17 protein-coding genes are annotated in these 19,141 nt (G+C 45.2%); 8 read left to right on the top strand and 9 right to left on the bottom strand.

Annotation, left to right across the window (positions count from 1 at the left end):
- Positions 1-144: 144 nt before the first annotated feature.
- From MOZ60_RS09670 to trhA, 3 genes are all read right to left on the bottom strand, one after another.
- Positions 145-1,464, bottom strand: a complete 1,320-nt coding sequence (locus MOZ60_RS09670; RefSeq protein WP_370596506.1) for a thymidine phosphorylase — start codon at positions 1,462-1,464, stop codon at positions 145-147.
- A 36-nt stretch (positions 1,465-1,500) separates the two neighbouring features.
- Positions 1,501-1,761: a hypothetical protein gene (locus MOZ60_RS09675; protein WP_108775900.1), complete on the bottom strand. Its 261-nt coding sequence runs from the start codon at positions 1,759-1,761 to the stop codon at positions 1,501-1,503.
- A 79-nt stretch (positions 1,762-1,840) separates the two neighbouring features.
- Positions 1,841-2,542, bottom strand: coding sequence for a PAQR family membrane homeostasis protein TrhA (trhA, locus tag MOZ60_RS09680; RefSeq protein WP_370596507.1), 702 nt, complete (start codon positions 2,540-2,542; stop codon positions 1,841-1,843).
- A gap of 136 nt (positions 2,543-2,678) precedes the next feature.
- On the opposite strand from trhA, the gene MOZ60_RS09685 reads away from it, so the two are divergent.
- On the top strand, positions 2,679-3,215 hold the full coding sequence (locus MOZ60_RS09685; RefSeq protein ID WP_277007486.1) for a DUF1836 domain-containing protein: 537 nt from the start codon (positions 2,679-2,681) through the stop codon (positions 3,213-3,215).
- Here MOZ60_RS09685 and MOZ60_RS09690 read toward each other — a convergent pair.
- From MOZ60_RS09690 to ffh, 6 genes are all read right to left on the bottom strand, one after another.
- The gene (locus MOZ60_RS09690) at positions 3,206-4,393 is read right to left on the bottom strand and encodes a zinc-ribbon domain-containing protein (protein ID WP_370596508.1); all 1,188 of its coding nucleotides are present in this window, start codon (positions 4,391-4,393) and stop codon (positions 3,206-3,208) included. The genes MOZ60_RS09685 and MOZ60_RS09690 overlap by 10 nt on opposite strands.
- Positions 4,387-5,112: a tRNA (guanosine(37)-N1)-methyltransferase TrmD gene (gene trmD, locus MOZ60_RS09695; protein ID WP_370596509.1), complete on the bottom strand. Its 726-nt coding sequence runs from the start codon at positions 5,110-5,112 to the stop codon at positions 4,387-4,389. The genes MOZ60_RS09690 and trmD overlap by 7 nt, the downstream gene beginning before the upstream one ends.
- On the bottom strand, positions 5,109-5,618 hold the full coding sequence (gene rimM, locus MOZ60_RS09700; protein WP_370596510.1) for a ribosome maturation factor RimM: 510 nt from the start codon (positions 5,616-5,618) through the stop codon (positions 5,109-5,111). The genes trmD and rimM overlap by 4 nt, the downstream gene beginning before the upstream one ends.
- 32 nt (positions 5,619-5,650) lie before the next feature.
- Entirely contained in the window at positions 5,651-5,911 is a 261-nt protein-coding gene (locus MOZ60_RS09705; protein WP_209451807.1) for a KH domain-containing protein, read from the bottom strand.
- Positions 5,912-5,916: 5 nt separating this feature from the next.
- Complete coding sequence (gene rpsP / locus MOZ60_RS09710) at positions 5,917-6,201, bottom strand: 30S ribosomal protein S16 (RefSeq protein WP_108775907.1); 285 nt, start codon at positions 6,199-6,201, stop codon at positions 5,917-5,919.
- A gap of 83 nt (positions 6,202-6,284) precedes the next feature.
- Positions 6,285-7,697, bottom strand: a complete 1,413-nt coding sequence (gene ffh, locus MOZ60_RS09715) for a signal recognition particle protein (RefSeq protein WP_370596511.1) — start codon at positions 7,695-7,697, stop codon at positions 6,285-6,287.
- A 326-nt stretch (positions 7,698-8,023) separates the two neighbouring features.
- Between ffh and nrdD the strand changes: the two genes are divergently transcribed.
- The 7 genes from nrdD to MOZ60_RS09750 all read left to right on the top strand — a co-directional run bounded on the left by nrdD (position 8,024) and on the right by MOZ60_RS09750 (position 19,025).
- Positions 8,024-10,225, top strand: coding sequence for an anaerobic ribonucleoside-triphosphate reductase (nrdD, locus tag MOZ60_RS09720; protein WP_370596512.1), 2,202 nt, complete (start codon positions 8,024-8,026; stop codon positions 10,223-10,225).
- 196 nt (positions 10,226-10,421) lie between these two features.
- Positions 10,422-12,599: a TnsB C-terminal domain-containing protein gene (locus MOZ60_RS09725; protein WP_370596513.1), complete on the top strand. Its 2,178-nt coding sequence runs from the start codon at positions 10,422-10,424 to the stop codon at positions 12,597-12,599.
- Positions 12,599-14,251, top strand: a complete 1,653-nt coding sequence (locus tag MOZ60_RS09730; protein ID WP_370596514.1) for an ATP-binding protein — start codon at positions 12,599-12,601, stop codon at positions 14,249-14,251. The genes MOZ60_RS09725 and MOZ60_RS09730 overlap by 1 nt, the downstream gene beginning before the upstream one ends.
- A gap of 2 nt (positions 14,252-14,253) precedes the next feature.
- Entirely contained in the window at positions 14,254-16,653 is a 2,400-nt protein-coding gene (locus tag MOZ60_RS09735) for a TniQ family protein (protein ID WP_370596515.1), read from the top strand.
- Between the two features lie 10 nt (positions 16,654-16,663).
- Positions 16,664-17,332: a TnsA endonuclease N-terminal domain-containing protein gene (locus tag MOZ60_RS09740; RefSeq protein ID WP_370596516.1), complete on the top strand. Its 669-nt coding sequence runs from the start codon at positions 16,664-16,666 to the stop codon at positions 17,330-17,332.
- 208 nt (positions 17,333-17,540) lie between these two features.
- Positions 17,541-18,410 carry a DNA methyltransferase gene (locus MOZ60_RS09745; protein WP_370596517.1) on the top strand — a complete coding sequence of 290 codons (870 nt, stop codon included), beginning with the start codon at positions 17,541-17,543 and terminating at the stop codon, positions 18,408-18,410.
- 207 nt (positions 18,411-18,617) lie between these two features.
- Complete coding sequence (locus MOZ60_RS09750) at positions 18,618-19,025, top strand: site-specific DNA-methyltransferase (RefSeq protein WP_370596518.1); 408 nt, start codon at positions 18,618-18,620, stop codon at positions 19,023-19,025.
- Positions 19,026-19,141: the final 116 nt, after the last annotated feature.

A 19,141-nucleotide genomic window follows, 5' to 3' on the forward strand; every position in this document is an offset into this window, starting at 1 on the left:
TGGTCAACCCGTTGGAATACTATCTCAATAATCGTAAGTAAATACAAACGTAGCGCCGTATACGGAAAACCGTACGTACGGTGCAACGGGAGGGTCGAGCCGCTAACGCGGCTCACTCTACCCTATTCATCTGAATCTAGTTTTTCAGTCTGTGAAGACGCCGTATACCATCTTGAATGGCTCTGGCTTCTGAGGTGCAATGTGAATGGCATCCTGCAGCATTCTTTCAACCTCAGCAAGATTTTTGCCATCATTGACATACAGTGTGCACAGCGTATCACCCTTTTTAACCTGCGCACCGCATCTGACTTTCATGACAAGGCCAACAGCCGGATCAATGATATCGTCCTTCTTGGCTCTGCCGGCACCAAGCATCTGAGCAGCCGTGCCGATCTCTTCGGCCTGCATGCCATGGATGTAGCCATCCCTGCTTGCTTTGACATCCACCTTCTGCTTTACGGTAACAAGTTTCTTCATGCCTTCTACCGTCAGATAAGAGGCATCGCCGCCTTCCAGAGTGATCATCCCCTGCAGTTTCTTCAGGCCGCTGCCATCGGCAATGGCTGCCTTGAGTTTGTTTCTGGCATCTTCTTCACTGTCAGCAAGCTTGCCCATCATTAACATCTGTACACCAAGCAGAATGCACACCTCATACAAAGGATCTGTTTCCGGAATCTGCCCGCTGAGCAGTTGTACGGCTTCCTGTACCTCAAGGGCATTGCCTACGGCATTGCCAAGCGGCTGGTCCATATCTGTCACAAGGGCTCTGACCTGTCTGTGCAGCAAAGCGCCGATATTAACCATGGTTTTTGCCAGGCGGAACGCTTCTTCCTTGGTGCGCATGAAGGCACCGCTGCCTGTCTTGACATCCAGGACGATGGCATCGGCACCGCTGGCCAGTTTCTTTGACATGATGGAGCTGGCAATCAGCGGAATGGAACGTACAGTTGCAGTGACATCACGCAGGGCATACATTTTCTTGTCTGCCGGTACCAGGTTGCCGGTCTGGCCGACCACGGCCACGCCGTTCTTGCGGACAATGTCCTTGAACGCTTCCAGAGGCTGTTCAATGCAGGTGCCCGGGATGCTTTCCAGCTTATCCAGCGTGCCGCCGGTATGGCCAAGGCCCCTGCCGCTCATTTTGGCAACGGTACCGCCGCAGGCAGCGACCAATGGTGCAACAACCAGTGTGGTTGTATCACCGACGCCGCCGGTGGAATGCTTGTCCAGCTTGATGCCAGGCAGATCGGAAAGATCTACCACATCGCCGCTGTGCATCATGGCCATCGTCAAATCCGCAATTTCCTGATCGGTCATATCTTTCTGCAAAATGGCCATCATCATAGCGCTCATCTGATAGTCAGGAATATCCCCTGCCACAAAGCCATTGACCATATCCGTAATTTCTTCTTTGGACAGGATACCCCCATCAGCTTTCTTCTCGATTAAATCTACAAATCTCATATTATAGTCTCCTTATCTAAAACGCTTCTTCTTATATTATAAGCGCTTTCTTTGTACAGGAGACATGCTTTCTGTCTGCAGATACTGTCCAAGTGCTTCTTTTGCCATACAGAGTGCGACCTGTGTATACAGCACACGAATCTGCCTGGGATCCCGCTGCAGCAAGGCGGCACATTCCACAGCCGGCACATCCAGAATGCAGCAGTTGGCAAACGTCTGCCACTCCTCCTCATTCAGATCACTCTGTGCTGCCATGGCGTGGCACGCATCCAGAAGAATTTCGTTACGTTTCATCATCCACCTCCTCCTGATCATGATGACAGAACGCAGAAAAACAGCTGTACGTGTTCGCGTACAGCTGCATAATCTTTCATCATTATCCAAGCATTGTCAGATACTGGAAGACAAGGATGTAATGGCACAGAGAGCCTGCCAGCACGAAGCAGTGGAAGAGCTCGTGATTGCCAAAGCCAGGAATTCTGTTTTCAAACATTGTCGGCTTCATAGCATAGATGACAGCACCGACCGTGTAGAACAGACCGCCTGCCAGCAGCCAGAAGAAGGCTGGTGCGGAAAGATGGGCGACGATATCTTTCATGAAGAAGATGGCTGTCCAGCCCATGGCAGTATAGATGACGCTGGACACCCATTTCGGGCAGGTAACCCAGCACAGCTTGAAGATGATGCCAAGTACGGCAATTGTCCAGACGATGCTTAACAGAATCATGCCTTCTCTGCCGGGCAGTACGGTGACTGCCACCGGTGTATAGCTGCCGGCAATCAGCAGGAAGATGGAACAGTGATCCACCTTCTTGAGAATCTTGTTAACGCGGGCATTGATGCTGAAGGAATGGTATGTTGTGGAAGCACTGTACAGGATAATCATGGACAGCATGAACACGGCATAGGAGCCAAGTGCAGCCATGGAGTTGCCCATACGTGCCCCCTGCAGCAGCAGTGCCGGCATGCCCAGGATGGCACCAATAGCGCCAATCAGATGCGTCAAAGCACTGATCGGATCCTTGACGGTAAACATTCTGCGTTCATTTACTACTGTATTCTGATTCATGACGGTCATATGAAAACCTCCTATATCCTGTGATCGGTTTTTCATTAACTGATTACAGTTATCATACTAGCGGTTTTTAAATAACTTGTCAATATGATTCAAATACTTTATTGACGAATAATGATTACGACCATATGATAAAAGCATGAATACAAATAAACTGCAGCCGATCTTAGAAAGCTTTACATATCCTGCCTACCACGAAATTCCGGATGTTGGTCTGTATCTCGATCAGGTCGTCAAGTACATCAACAGTTATCTGCAGGATTTTCCGGAAATGCAGATTACGGGATCGATGGTTTCCAATTATGTGAAGCAGAAACTGATTTCTTCACCGCACAAGAAAACGTATTCGCGCGATCAGATTGCGGGATTGATCTTTATTGCTACTGCCAAGACCGTATTATCCATGGATCATATCCGGATGTGTCTGTCCTCACTGGATCAGTTTGACAGTTATGAGCATGCCTATGAGGCGTTTCGGAGCATGCTGCATGAAGTGCTGTCATCTCTGATGGATGCCAGCCACCACATCGTCTGTGCAGCAACCTCCAGTCCGGTGTCACAGGCATTGGAAAACATTGTGATTACCGTTGCCCATAAGATGTATCTGGAGCGGTATTTTGAGGAATATCGGCAGGAAATGGAAGAAAATGCAAAAAAAGATGACAGTCAGTCATGATCTGCCATCTTTTCTTGATCTGCAGGATGAATGGGCTGTCCGCATACCGGACAGAACCTGGCACCCGGAACTTTCAGCTTTGCACCGCAGTGTGAACAGAAGCGCACCGGTGGAAGCGGCTTCTGGCTGTCTGTGCTTTCATCTGGTGCTGGATGAATCTGTTCCTGATGATCCTGGGCGTTCTCTGTTGTTTCAGCAGCAGTCACAGCCACTGTTTCATCCATGGCCATGCGTTCTTCCTGTTTTGATGCTTCCTGCTCAGTTGATACAGTTTCTTTCAAAACGGGGTCTGCTGCTTCTGGCGCAGAAACCTTTGCAGCATGTTCAGACTGCTCCAATTGTTCTTTCTGTTCTTTTGTCAAAGGAGAAGGAACGGCAATCGGCTCTGGTGCAGGCTCTGTCTCCTCTTGCTGAACTGCTTCCTTCTTTGCCTTTTTCTCATGCTGCTTCAAGGTGAAGAGCACATGCTTTGTCTTCTGCGGCTTTTCAGATGCTGTATGTTCTTTCTCTTCTGTCTTCTGTTCTGCCTGTTCTATGCTCTTTTCTGGCTTTTGGATATGACTGTCAGCGTTCTCTGCATCCTGCGGCTGATTTACTATTGCGCCAGAGATTTCTGCAGGCCTGCTTTCCGGTTTTCTGATCGTTACTTTTTCAACAACCATGCGGCGGTACAGGCGGTGCCTTTCCCCATAGTAGACAAGAGAGAGTGCACAGTACATGATGGTCAACGCCAGGATGACGGCTGCAATCAGAAAAATCCAGCGTGAAGAAATGCTGAGATCAAGATAGAGATGCAGGTTCATGCCGATTACCATCGAAAGATGTTTCCGATAGATTTCGGAAAATGCATAGCAGGCATACAGAACCAGTGTGAGATAATGACTCATCTGGTACCACCAGCTGCTGCGGATCCAGCGAAAACTGCGCAGCCATGCCTGCAGGACAATCAGTGTTTCCAGAATAACAAAGGCAAAGCTGATGTAATAGAGCCATTTGTCATCCTGGGGTGCCAGCAGTGCATCCGTATTGAACATCCAGCTGGTGCTTCTGCCCATACGCACACAAATGGTGCAGATGGTCAGATAGATGCCGGAAAGAATGATCAGCGGCATCAGTACAGCCTGGTTGAAGCGATGCCATTTCAGTGGTGTTTCTGCCTTTTCTGTATATTTCAGCATAGTTTCCCCTCCTCATACGCACGCAGGGCTTTTTCTTCATCTTTGCTCAGAACATGTCTGGCATACAGGTCAGGCCTTCTTTTCTTTGTTTCAAGCAGTGACTGGACAAGCCGCCACTGACGGATCTTTTCATGATTTCCGGATAATAGGATCGCAGGTACTTTTTCGCCGTTGTAATCAGCCGGCTGGGTATACTGTGGATATTCCAGCAGACCGTTTTCATGTGATTCTTCACGGGTGGAATCATCCGCAATGGCACCTTTGAGCAGCCGGGTCACAGAGTCGATGATGACCATGGAAGCCAGTTCTCCGCCGGTCAGAACGTAATCTCCAATGGAGACAGCTTCATCCACATGGTTCATGATCCGTGCATCCAGTCCTTCATAGTGGCCGCACAGCAAAATCAGATGCTTCTTCTGGGAAAGCTGATGGGCCTTTGCCTGGCTGTATGGTTCACCTGCTGGCGACATCATGACAGTCCATGCATCCTCTGTTTTCACAGAAGCGATGGCATCCCGCACCGGCTGGCATTTCATCACCATGCCTGCCCCGCCGCCAAACGGTGAATCATCCACGTGACGGTACCGGTCATGGGCAAAGTCCCGGATCTGCACAAGATCAATATCCACCAGTCCGGATGCCACACTGCGGCCGACGATGGATGTATGCAGGAAATTTTCATACATTTCCGGAAATAATGTCAGTACGCTGATTCTCACAACAGTCCTCCGATCACATGAATGGTGATTGTGCGTTCTTCACTATTAACATTGCGGATGAAGGCTGGCACGTAAGGAATAAGTGCTTCCTTTCCATCTGTTTTGACAATGCGCATATTGCGATTGGCGCCAAGTGTTTCCTCAATACTGGTGACAGTACCAAGCAGATGTCCTTCTTCATCAATGACCTGCATGCCTTCCAGCTCACTGACATAGTGGCGCCCATCCTGCAGGGGTGAACGCTGGCTGTCTTGCACATACAGGCCGCATTCCTTGTATATTTCGACATCATTGATATTCTCGAGGCCTTCAAAGGCAACAAGCGGAAAGCCTTTGTGCACACGGTAGGATTTTACTTTCAAAGGCTTGTATTCTCCCTGGTAAAGCAGATAGACCGTATTGCCAGGTGTATAGCGTTCTTGATCAAAGTCTGAACAGCTTTGAATCTTGATTTCACCATGTATGCCATGGGTGTTGATCATTTTTCCAATTTTGATATATGCCATATTCTTATTATAGCAAGTAAAAAGGATGCCGTTCAGTCAGCATCCTTTTCCTGTTCGAACTTGATTGTCACTTTTTTGTCTTCACGATGAGAAGCGACACTCATCACCTGGCGCAGTGCACTGGCCATTGAACCCTTGCGGCCAATCAGGCGGGCAATGTCTTCATCATCCGCATGAATGCCAATGACAACCTCTCTTGGATTGGAAGATGTCTTTTCTTCCACCCTGAGGGCATCCACATTGTCAACCATTGGCTTGACAAGGTTGTAAAGCACCTCTTCAAGATTCGACATACAGATTACTTCTTGGCCTTGGCGGCTGCCTTCTGGTCGTGGAATCTCTTCATGACACCCTGTCTGGACAGAATGTTGCGGACCGTATCAGAAGGCTGTGCACCCTTGTTCAGCCAGTCCAGAGCCTTCTCTGCATCGAGAACTACAGTCTCAGGATCTGTTGTCGGGTTGATATAGCCAATTGTCTCAATATCGCGGCCGTCTCTCGGGAAACGGGAATCAGCTGCTACAATACGATATCTAGGTGCCTTCTTTGCACCGGTTCTCTTCAAACGAAGCTTAACTGCCATTTTGTTATCCTCCTGCTAATGACAGTCTTAGTATACGCTCGAAAGAAAAAGTGTCAAGCACATTTACTTGACACTCAAGTGGATTACTTCATTTTTCTGGACAACTCTTCCAGCTGCGCAGCACTCATGCCAGTCTTCGCCGTCATCTGGTTCATCATATCTTCCAGCTTTTCTTCATTCAGATTGCCAGAGCGCTGCAGATTGCCAACCTGCCCCATCGCCCGCTTCATCTTGGAGAACTGGCTGAGAAGCTTGTTAACATCATTGACCGTTGTGCCGGAGCCTTTGGCAATTCTTTTCTTCATCGTGGAGCGGATCTTTTCCGGATGTTCACGCTCCCATTTGGTCATAGACTGAATCATGGCCTTGGAATGTTTCATGGCTGCACTTGTCTGACCGTCGTTTACCATATTGGCATACTGGCTCATGCCCGGGATCATTTTGATGATGCCCTGCAGCGGCCCCATACGCTCAATCTGTTCAAACTGATGCAGCATATCATCCAGGTCAAAGCGGCCGCTCATCATCTTCTCAGCAGCTTTCTGGGCCTGCTCCATATCCATCTTTTCCTGGGCTTTTTCAACCAGGGAGACAATATCGCCCATGCCCAGGATACGGTCAGCCATGCGGTCCGGATGGAAGACATCCATGTCTTCGATCTTTTCGCCTTCACCAACGAACTTGACCGGCACCCCAGTAATCTTCTTGACCGACAGCACGCCGCCGCCGCGGGAATCACCATCAAACTTGGTGACAACCAGACCTGTCAATGGCAGCGCATCACGGAAGGCAGACGCAACATTGACGATATCCTGACCCGTCATGGCATCTACTGTCAGTAATATTTCATCCGGATGAACTGCCGCATTGATTTCCTGCAGTTCATGCATGAGTTCTTCATCGATGTGCAGACGGCCGGCGGTATCAATCAATACGGTGTCATAGCCATTGCGCTTTGCATGATCCATACCCTGGCGCACAGTTTCCAGAGCCGGTGTTTCTGTTCCCAGCGTGAACACTTCACAGCCGATTTCATTACCCAGTGTCTGCAGTTGTTCAATGGCTGCCGGACGAATAACATCTGCCGCAATCAGCAGGCATTTTCTGTCTTTCTTTTTAGTAAGCAGGCTGGCAATCTTGGCAACGGATGTTGTTTTACCAGTTCCCTGCAGACCTACCATCATGATGGACGTAATGCCGTCTTCTTTGAAATGAATCTCCGCCTCTTCATTGCCAAGCAGATCGACCAGCTGGTCATGGACGATCTTGACGAGCATCTCGCCCGGTTCGACCGAGTTAATAACATCAGCGCCTCTTGCTTTTTCACGTACTTCTTCCAGGAAGTCCTTGACGATGCGGTAGTTGACATCTGCTTCCAGAAGTGCAAGACGCACCTCTTTGAGCATGTCCTCCATATTTTTATCGGTCAGCTTTCCCTTGCCGACCACATTGCGCATGGCATGGTTCAAACGATCGCTCAGCGAATCAAAAGCCATATTGATATCCTCGCTTTCTTCAGCCTTTTTATATTATCACAACAGCAATGATTTTCTCTGCGGATCGCAATGACACTTTCGTTTCATGTCGAAAAAGATATGATACATCGTGTTTCACGGCACATATGAGCCAATGATTTTCTGCCTTTTCCTGCCCTGCCAGATGATGTTTCACAGATGAGAAACAATGAAGAAAAGACATGAAAACATCATCATGAGAACACGTTTATCAAACCTCTTGTCTTTGTGTTTTCCTGCCGTATAATGTCTTCAGCATGAATTAGTTGGATGTGCAACTAATTCATTCTTGCAGTTTGGAGGAAGATATGAACGTCATCAAGAGAAGCGGCGAAGAAGTCCTGTTCGCTGCCGATAAGATTAAAGTCGCTGTTACCAAGGCAAACAGTGCAACCAATCCTGAGAATCAGATGCCTTCCAGCACCATTGACACAATTGTTAATGCGGTTGTGGATAAGTGCAAAGCACTGAACCGCAGTGTCGGTGTGGAAGAGATCCAGGACATGGTGGAAACAGAGATCATGCATGAGGGTGCCTATGCCGTAGCCAAGAATTATATTACCTATCGGTATGAGAGAGCTCTGGTACGCAAGGCAAATTCTACGGATGAGCAGATTCTTTCTCTGATCGGCCGCAATAACGAGGAAGCCAAGCAGGAGAATTCCAATAAGAATCCGACTGTGAATTCTACCCAGCGTGACTATATGGCTGGTGAAGTATCCAAGGATATTACCCGCCGTTTCCTGCTGCCGCCGGATATCATCGATGCACATGAGAAAGGCATCATCCACTTCCATGATGCGGATTATTTCGCCCAGCCGATGTATAACTGCTGCCTGGTGAATCTGGAAGATATGCTGCAGAACGGCACCGTGATTACGGATACACTGATTGAGAAGCCGCATTCCTTTGCAACGGCCTGCAACATTGCGACACAGATCATTGCCCAGGTTGCCTCCAACCAGTATGGCGGCCAGACGATCACCCTTTCCCATCTGGCACCTTTTGTGGAGGTCAGCCGCCGCAAGCATCGTGAGAACGTTGCAAATGAGGTAGAAGCTGCCGGCCTGCATCTGAGTCAGGATCAGATTAATGAGATTGCGGAGCAGCGTGTGCACAAGGAAATCAAGGATGGTGTGCAGACGATTCAGTATCAGATCATCACCCTGATGACAACCAATGGCCAGGCTCCGTTCGTGACTGTGTTCATGTATCTGGATGAAGTCGAAGACGGCCAGACGCGTGAAGATCTTGCCATGATCATTGAAGAAATGCTCAAGCAGCGGATGAAGGGCGTCAAGAATGAGAAAGGTGTCTATATCACCCCTGCTTTCCCGAAGCTGATCTATGTGCTGGATGAAGATAACATTCATGAAAACAGCAGGTATTACTATCTGACCAAGCTGGCTGCGGAATGCACTGCCAAGAGAATGGTCCCGGATTATATTTCCGCCAAGATCATGAGACAGCTCAAGGGCGATGTTTACCCGTGCATGGGATGCCGTTCCTTCCTGACACCGGACCGCTTTACAGATGCAGGTATTGGCAATGTCGCAGATGCCGGCAATTATCATCCGGCCAAGCATAAGTATTATGGCCGTTTCAATCAGGGTGTTGTGACCATCAATCTGGTTGATGTAGCCTGCTCTTCCGGCAAGGATATGGACGCATTCTGGAAGATTTTTGATGAGCGTCTGGATCTGTGCTACAGAGCACTGATGATCCGTCATAACAGACTGCTCGGCACACCAAGTGATGTCGCACCGATTCTGTGGCAGTATGGTGCAATTGCCCGTCTGAAGAAAGGCGAAAAGATCGATAAGCTTCTGTTCAATGGCTACTCTACGATTTCTCTTGGCTATGGCGGCCTGTGCGAGTGCGTACGGTATATGACCGGCCATTCCCACACTGATCCGGAAGGAGAAAAGTTCGGTCTTGACGTTATGCAGCATCTCAATGATGCCTGTGCAAAGTGGAAGAAGGAAACCAACATTGACTTCTCTGTTTATGGCACACCAATGGAGTCCACAACATACAAGTTTGCAAAGTGCCTGCAGAAGCGCTTTGGCATCATTCCGGGCGTAACGGATAAGAACTACATTACAAACTCTTATCACATCCATGTCACCCAGGAGATCAATGCCTTTGATAAACTCACCTTTGAGTCACGTTTCCAGCAGCTGTCACCAGGCGGTGCGATCTCTTATGTAGAGGTTCCGAATATGCAGAACAACATTCAGGCTGTTCTTGCTCTGATGAAGCATATCTACAATACGATTATGTATGCGGAGCTCAATACCAAGAGCGACTACTGCCAGAAGTGTGGATATGATGGTGAAATTCAGATCGTGGAAGATGCCAATCACAAGCTGATCTGGCGCTGCCCGAACTGCGGCAATACTGACCAGAATACGATGAATGTTGCCAGACGTACCTGCGGCTACATTGGCACCCAGTTCTGGAACCAGGGCAGAACCGAAGAGATCAAAGAAAGAGTCATGCATCTGTAATAAGAAAGAAACTAATGTGAATATTTACAATTGATAAGTTAATAAGGCAATTGTAAATTAACAGCGAGCTGAAAAAGCTCGCTTTTTTATTTTGAATATTACAATTGAAAGTTAATATTCAAATAAATAACTCAGCGTTATTTACAATTTATAAGTTAACAAGATATAATTAAGATATCAAATAAAGGAGGTCTCAATGAATAATTTTATTAAGCCTGGCCAGATTATTGGCAGCGGAACAGTTAAGTATAGGGTTATATACGCAAGTGCTGTTGATTGTGTCCTTTGCGACCTCAATAAAACATCTTTGTCATTTTATTCGATTGGGACGGAAGCGCTGATAAATTTGCTTAATGCTGGCACATACTCGATCCTTGATGACGGAGAAGAATATCCGCTCTTTGATGAAAATGCATTGCCGCCAAAATGGCGGGAAGCATATCTGCGGAACAAGAAAATTGTCAGTGCTGTAAAAAATGAATATGGGCCGGATTATCTCAAATTGATTGGTAAACAGCCGAAGCCTGCTCTACAAAAAATCAGAGAAGAAGCAGACATTTCAAATGTCTCTCTGTGGAAAATCATTACCCACTGGATGCAAAGCGGTTGCCGGGATTACTCATTAGTCAATGAGCGATATTTTCTTCCGAAGCAGAAAGATTCTACTACCGTAAAAAAGGCGGGCCGAAAGACGGATTCCGGAAAATCTCCGTTTGAATTCACATCAAAGGATATTTCATACGTTGATGAAGCTGTACAGGATTTCGCTAAGAACCGCGTCATGTCAATGCAGGATGCCTATGACAGGCTGCTCAGTCATTACAAGGTGCTAATAACACATAAGGATGGGTCAGTTTATCCGGATTTTCCTGCAGGCTGTAAATATCCGTCTTATCGTCAATTTGCATATCAACTGCATAAGAGACTTTCAAAAAGAGATATTGATGTCATTAAAACATCTGCCCGTGAGGAACGGAATCAGAAACGGGTACTTCTCGGTAAAGAACGTGGCGGACTTATATATCCTGGGGAACTTTGCGACGCAGATGCAACACCGACCGATTACTTTCTTGTTTCGAAATATGATCCTGAAAAAGTTGTTGGACGTGCAAACATGTATCTGATCATTGACGTTCTGACAGGCATGATCATTGGTGAAAGTATGTCTTTTGAAGACAATTCAAATGCGGCAGTGCTGAATCTGCTGCTGTCATTAAAGCGCGAACAACGCGATCTTCTTCTGAATGAGACAGGATTTACTCTTGCATCTGATGATATATGGCCTACCGACGTGCTTCCTACGAAACTCAGAACTGATAAAGGTGTTGAGTTTACAAGTAAGGAAACAATGCGCCGCTTAAAAGAATTGGATATTACGGCTGAACCTGTTCCAGCCGCAAGTGGTTCGTTGAAAGGCTCAATAGAAAAAGAATTTCGTCAGTTCAATCTTGCTCACGCCGAAGAATTCTTTCATGCTGGTCTTATCGAAAAACGTTACGATTCCGATCACAAAGAAATGGCATGCATTTCAGTTCAAGAAATGAGAAAGCTGATGGTTTCCTATATCATTTATCACAATACACGGGTGATTGAAAGCCGGGAACGGTCTAGGGAAATGATTGAAAAGGAAATTGATGCTTCACCAAAATCACTTTGGCAGTATTACTGTGCAAAGAATCCGCTGACGCACTTGATAAACTGCAACAACATTGAATATATATGGAAATTAATGACGACTGCCAAGGCTTCCTTAACCAGAAAAGGCATCTATTATAAGGGCCTGTACTATACAAGTCCACGCGATGTTGAGCTCAACGTCCGACTGATGTCTCTGCAAAGTACGGAAAAGTTTGATATTCGGTACGATGAAAGTGATGTGAGTCATTTGTATTATGTTTCCAATAATGCTGTCGTTCAGGCTGTATTAAATCCATCCGTTTCTGAATACCAGGATTACAAGGGAATGACATGGGATGAATATCTTCATCTGCATAGCATGGATATTGAGCAAAAGCGTGCTGCAAAGCTGAAAAACAATGTTGAGAAAACAAATCACAGAGAACGGGTGCAGATGATTCTGCAGGAAGGTTCAAAACTCAAGCCGAGCGCTAAAAATCTCAAAGCTAACAGAATCGAAGAGAAAGAGAGGGATAATAACGAACACAGTGCTGCCGCTAGGATTGAAGGAATAATACTTGACGCAAAGAACACGGAGACAGTAATCAACACAGGCGGCAATGAAATCAACAATGAACAACCTGCTGATGAAAAGTCTACAGCAACTTCTGATTTGAAAGTACCTGTCGTTACAGACGATGATTCGGACGCTGATATCAAGGCAAAAATGATGAAAATTGCCAGAGGTGAAAAGTGATGTATGAATATCGCAATTTAGCTCCAGGCCAGCATTTATACGATGACTGCAGTCTCACAGAAGATGGAATGATTGACGCGCAGTATGAAGAATCCGTTGTCGATTCTTATCATGGGAATCCTATGGCGGAGTGCATCGGAAGCCCCTACTCGAGAGAAGAGCTGGTTAAGCTGAATACACACATTATCCGTATGCCTTCTAGGAAAATGCTGCAGAAGAGAACATTAGAGACAAACCTGATGTCTGTTGATAACATCTTTGATCTTATGGTGTCTATGCCATGGCACTACACCCTTGATGTAGCTTTCCGCTCTGTTTTACAGCGCACATATGGCATGCGAAAGCTCAGCATCAATGACACCGCTGGTACTCCGATTATTGTCGGAGCAAAGCAGATTGAAACACATGTTTCCGGACGTGCGAGAGTGAGTGAAGCGGTTCCCGGATTATCACTCATTGGTATTTCCGGCTGCGGTAAAAGCCGTGCCTTGAATGAGACGTTGAGCCGCATTCCACAAGTCATTGTTCACAACAGAGGTAAATTCAATCAGTTCATACAGATTAATTACATTACGGTTGTTGTGAATAAGCAAAGAGATTCCAAGTTCCTATGGGATGGAATTGCAAAGGCGATTGATGAAGCTTTGCAGAATCCGGCAGGCGAATATCAGACTGCTATGTCAAGGAAGAGAACGCTTGGCGAAAAGATGAACTATGCGGCGACACTCTGCAACACATTCAATGTCGGCATTTTGATCCTTGATGAAATTGAATTCCTTCTTCAGACAGAATTTCGCAAATCAGCGCTTGAAAACCTCGTCACATTCAACAATATTACAAACACTGCCCTTATGACCGTCGGATCTCAGGAAGCAAAAGAACAGCTTTTTACTACCTTCCAGATGACCCGGCGGTTCGGAAAAGATATTGAGGCTAGTGAATACTGTCGGAGTATCGAAGCCTTCCGGACGATTTTTCGTCAGTTCTTTATGTTTCAATGGTTCAGCAATCCCGACGGATCGCCTGTGGAACCGACAGATGCGATGCTGCGGACGATGTTCTTTGAAACCAAAGGCACTGTCGGCCTCTTAGCGGAAATATATGCGGAGATGAACCGTATCTGGCTGATTGAAAATGCAGATGGACATGCTCCTGCTGTCGATGAAAAACTTGTAGAAAGAGCCGCCCTCAGCTATGCCAAGAAACAGCATGACATGATAGAGGTAGAGGCGAATCCATTTGGACTTTCGACAGACGAAGAGACAATTTCCAACTATATAGCCTCGCTTGATGCAAAGTCAAAAGAAGCAAATATAGATGCCAAGATAAGTCCAGAGGAATTGGTCGGTCATGAAAAACTTGTTGATGATGTCACTGCGGCAATCCGGAAAAGTACGCAGGATTACAGAGAGGATACGATTCGCAGCATTGCTGATAAGACCCTGCTTTCTGAAACAGACATTGATGTTCCGCAGGCTGTATCAAAGGTGATGATGGCTCTTCTGAAGGAAAAGAATGATAAGGTCAGAAGGCGTCACCCATCAAAACCGAAATATGACATTGAAGCTGCCAAAAAGGAGCTTCTTGATAATCAGAATTCCAATTCATTTTCTTTGAAAGCATTCTCCGACAACGAAAAGAATAAGGAGTGAGTATGGCAACATTAGGAAACATTGTGCCGCCGGAAGATGATGAACTGCTTTTCTCATATATCAACCGTCTATTGCGGGTGAATGGATATGAAACGACTGGTGATGTGTATACGACATTATTTAATCACCAGACTCCTTTCAGATCATATCATCAGATTCGATATGATACCTTCGATGATCTGCACGGTATCTTTGAGCAATTATCAGCTGTAGATCCGGTTGAATTCTTCCTGAATACAACAATTTATCCTTTTCTTGCACCGCTGCTGACGCCTAATCAGCAGACGCAGATAATCAATGTGGCTTTCCGTGAAAAAGCCAGCTTTCCTGGCCTGGTCACCAGTCCTAACACATTCATCAAACATCTGCAGATATGTCCGATATGCCGTGCGGAAATGCTGAAGACGAAGGGATTTTTCTGGTATCAACGATCGCAGAATCTCCCAGGCGTTACTACTTGTACAAAGCACGGTGTAAAACTGGTGTGTTTTGCAGGTACAAAGGGGCACGAGATGGACAGAGAAATGTTTGCCGAAATCCCATCAGATGCTCCTTCATGTGCTGAATATGACGAGTTTGCTGTTGCAATGCTGAAAAAATCATTTGATTGCAGCAGAACTGAAATGCTCCAAGCTGCTCAGGAACAAATAAAGAATCTTGGATACTCTGGAAGCTATCAAAAAATTGAAGAGGATTTTAAGCAATCTGCACTCTCCACGATGTTTAGGGGTGATTTAGATCAGTTTTTCCGAATCACAATGCATAAAATGAATAAATCTGCCGGCACGGATGAAGTCAATCTGACTGCCATTTTGTGTTTTCTATTCGGCACTCCAGATAAAATCTTTGTTAAAAAAGATGTGAGCCGATTCGGTGAACTTCTTGATGAATGCGGCACGGATTATGATCTATATAAGCCATATCGAAACACAATCGTTGAAATGGAGCATAAGGATTGTGGTACAAGCTTTGTTGTAACGCCCCAGGGATTCCTTGACGGCTGGTGGTGCCCTACGTGTATGGCAAAACTATCTCCGCAGGAAAATTTCCGGGTTCTGTTCAGCCAGAAGCTTGGCTCTGATTATGTGCAGCAAAGTGATTTCGTATCTTTGAAAGACCCGATTACAGTTCGTCATAAAGTATGCGGACGTACGTATACGACCCGGGCACGCAGCATTCTTCTGGAAGGAACACAATGTACTTGCCACAGTGAAATCAGCGAAGCAGAGGCGGCAAAACGCCTTGGGCCAGGCTTGAAATTATTAAAATACAATGGAATGGAAGATACTGCGGTCATCAAATGTGAGAAATGCGGTGCAATTTTCGAAAGACAATTCCGGCATTTCTCCGACAGACATGGCGTCTGCCCTGTATGCAACCAAAATGTTATTCTCCCTAGCTTGACCCTTGATAACTTCAAGCAGAACGTAAAAGATCTGGTCGGTGATGAATATACAGTCCTTGACGACACGTATGCGGCGCATAAAAAAATACGAATGCGGCATAATAAATGCGGTAAGGAATTCCTTGTTTCGGCAAGTGATTTCAAGCAGGGAACACGATGCCCTGACTGCCGTTTAATGCTGCGTGATGCAGACTTTTTCAAGCTCGTCTCCGATATATCCAAAGGCAGGTATCGTGCTTATAAAGCTGAGAATTCAAAAAATGTCTATGTTGTGGAAGACACCTGGGGTATTCAGAAGCCGATAAGACGCAATAAACAATTTATCATGCAGGAACTATTAAGACCTACCCTCTCTCCGTTTCTTCCGCTTGCTGAGAAAGGCAAGTATCAGACGATTCGTCCTGAAGAGAAACTATATAAATATCTGCGTGAAAATTACACGGAAGATTCTCTGATTCATATTTCTGAACTGCGCTTTGAAAATCGCAGTGAAAAGAATATCAGTGATGATGTTAATCGTCTGGTGAAAAAGAAGCTTCTGACACGCTGCATAAGCGGATATTGCTGCTTTGCAACATATCATCCGTCCGAATGGGATATTATTGAAAGAATCTATATCAGGAATAATGGGCATGTTTTTGGGTTCATATATGGAAACCACTTGTACTATGAAATTGGATTGATGAATCAGCCGCCGCAATATTTCATGATCTGCACAAACAAAGATGCTTCCAAACATGGACGTATTATCAAAGTGCTTGAAAGCAGAATCCGCATAAAAACACTGCCTGTTGAAATCACAGATGACAACTGGGAAATGCTGCAGTTGCTCGATCTCATACAGTATTCATATCACTACGGCTGGGATATAGATGTTTTTGTGAAAACCCGTATGGAACAGCATAAAATTTCTGCCAAGGATATGTATGCTCTGGCTTATACTGACACACAGCGGGATGTACTTGAAAGGATGTTCGATAATGCGAAGACCAAGTGAAAACACAAAGGTGAAACAGCATCGCAGCGAGGAAGGTGAAAACTATCAACCTTGGGATAAAGTGACTGAATTCACCGGAAATATCGGTACGCCAGATGTATTCACCGATTGGAAATCCGGAAGATCTATGCACTTTCTGTCACAGGGAGAGTTTTTGGCATACCTAATTCTGCGCTGGCAGGACAATGTTAAGACGATCTATGAGCAGTATGCGCTGGATCTTGAAGAAACTTTGAAGATAGCAAACATGCTTGGATATAAACACCCGCATGATAATTCAACGCATATGACTACGGATCTGCTTGTTGTTTTCACCAACGGACAACGACAGGCGTTATCTGTGAAAAGCAGCTATGATTCGGTATTTGGCGACAAGAAAAATACCAGTCGAATCATCGAAAAACAGACAATCGAATGCATCTACTGGAAACAACTGGGTGTTCCGTGGAAGATTATCTTCAAGGATAAAGATATCGATGTAACCTACGCCAGAAACATTGAAAGAGCAGTCGGCTTTTTCGATCCGATGAAGGTAACGAATAAGACGACATATTTCATGTACCTGCTGGCTCATAAGGAAATAAAGATCGATATGACAAAGCAATACAACTTTGCGGCAGAAGCAAAGAAATATATTTCAGATGAACAGTTTGAGAATTTTATGAAATGTAAAATTTGACTGCTATATTCAAAAGATGTATCTTGCCAAGATTGTAATTGTTAGTCATTAAATAATTGCTGCTGAACGTAATAGCATCAAATGCTCTTTCCCCAATCAGCTGTGAATACCATATCGTCATTGCCCTTCCATCCGTTTTTATACATAAATCATCAATTATGTCGAATCATCTACACGATATGATATACTTGTTTCAGGAGGCTATTCTATGTCAAAACTTGACGATCTTATCGAGCAGATCGATGACCCAGGTCTGCGGGACAGAATCATGAAGGAAGCAAGAGCTGTTGAAAAGCGCAGACGCTTCGGTCTTGTGTTTGAGGAACATCTGCCGGAATGTACTCCTTTATACGATGTACCCGTAAAAGTCGGTAGCCTTGTTGCAAAGCGTACAGGAGATGTCAGCGAAGATTATATTGTTACAGCAATCCATGATGATACAGCCGTTTGCAGAGCAAAAGGAAGTAAAGAAGATGACAATCCGGTCGAATTCAAGCTGGATGAAATTGTGTCTGTTGCACAGTTCGGTGAGCCTATCTATCCGTATCTGAAGAAGATCGACAGCGTAGAAAATGCACCAGGAGATCCGCTTTGGCACACGTTGATCGAAGCAGACAATTACCATGCGCTACAGTTATTGGAGTATTTGTATGCCGGTAAAGTTGACTGTATTTACATTGATCCGCCTTACAACACAGGCGCAAAAGACTGGAAATACAATAACAACTATGTCGACAATAGCGACGCATACCGGCATTCGAAATGGCTGTCCTTCATGGAAAAGCGTTTGAAGCTTGCAAAGAAACTGCTGAATCCGAGAGATAGTGTTTTAATTGTTACCATTGATGAAAAGGAATATCTGCATTTAGGTTGCTTACTTGAACAGATGTTTCCAGAAGCACGAATTCAGATGATTAGTAGCTTGATAAATGCAGGCGGTGTTGCAAGAGATAAACAGTTTTCCAGAACAGACGAATACATTTATATTATTGAATTTGGAAATGCATCACCTTGCGCATTAGCCTTATCAGATGAGTGGACAACCAAAGCCGATAAAAGAACTGAAAAGATATCTTGACGCGCACTATCTAGAAGTGGGTCAAATTCGACAAGACAGCATTCACCCGGATGCTTTTATCCTATATTTGTATCAAAAGACGGCACGCATATCGTTAAAGTAGGTGATGCTTTACCGAAAAACGCTGATAGAAATAGTGTTATTGCTCCACCTAATAGTGTTGCAATTTGGCCTTTACATAGTGATGATGAAGAAGGCTGTTGGCAGATGTCACCAGAGAAATTAAAGATGGCTGTCAATAATGGATATGTTCATCTTGGTAGATTTACAAAAAATAGTATGGCTATTAGCTATCTTAATAGAAAAGAAATCGAAAAATTACATTCGGATGGAGTGTCTATAATAGGCAAAAATATAGATGGTTCATTAATGATAGATGACAGTAACTTTGTTAGAACTTCTATTCCAGGTACTCAATGGAGAATTAATTCTCATAATGCTTTGATTGGCGGAACAAATATTTTAAAAAGTATTTTTGGACAATCTTATTTTTCATATCCGAAATCATTATATGCTGTCCGTGACGTTCTACGTTTCTTTGTGACCCATAAACCAAACGCTCTTATCATTGATTTCTTCGCTGGTTCCGGCACCACTCTTCATGCCCGTCTTTAGACAATATGTAAAAGCCCTCCATTAACTTGTGTGTTCGAGGATCATCCCGCATACTTGTTATTGGCTCAATAAAGAGATGGGGAAGTTGCCTCATCCAAGAAAGGAAGGCCTTTACA

It is taken from the genome of Grylomicrobium aquisgranense (assembly GCF_033971865.1).
Classification (GTDB): Bacteria; Bacillota_I; Bacilli_A; order Erysipelotrichales; family Erysipelotrichaceae; genus Bulleidia; species Bulleidia massiliensis.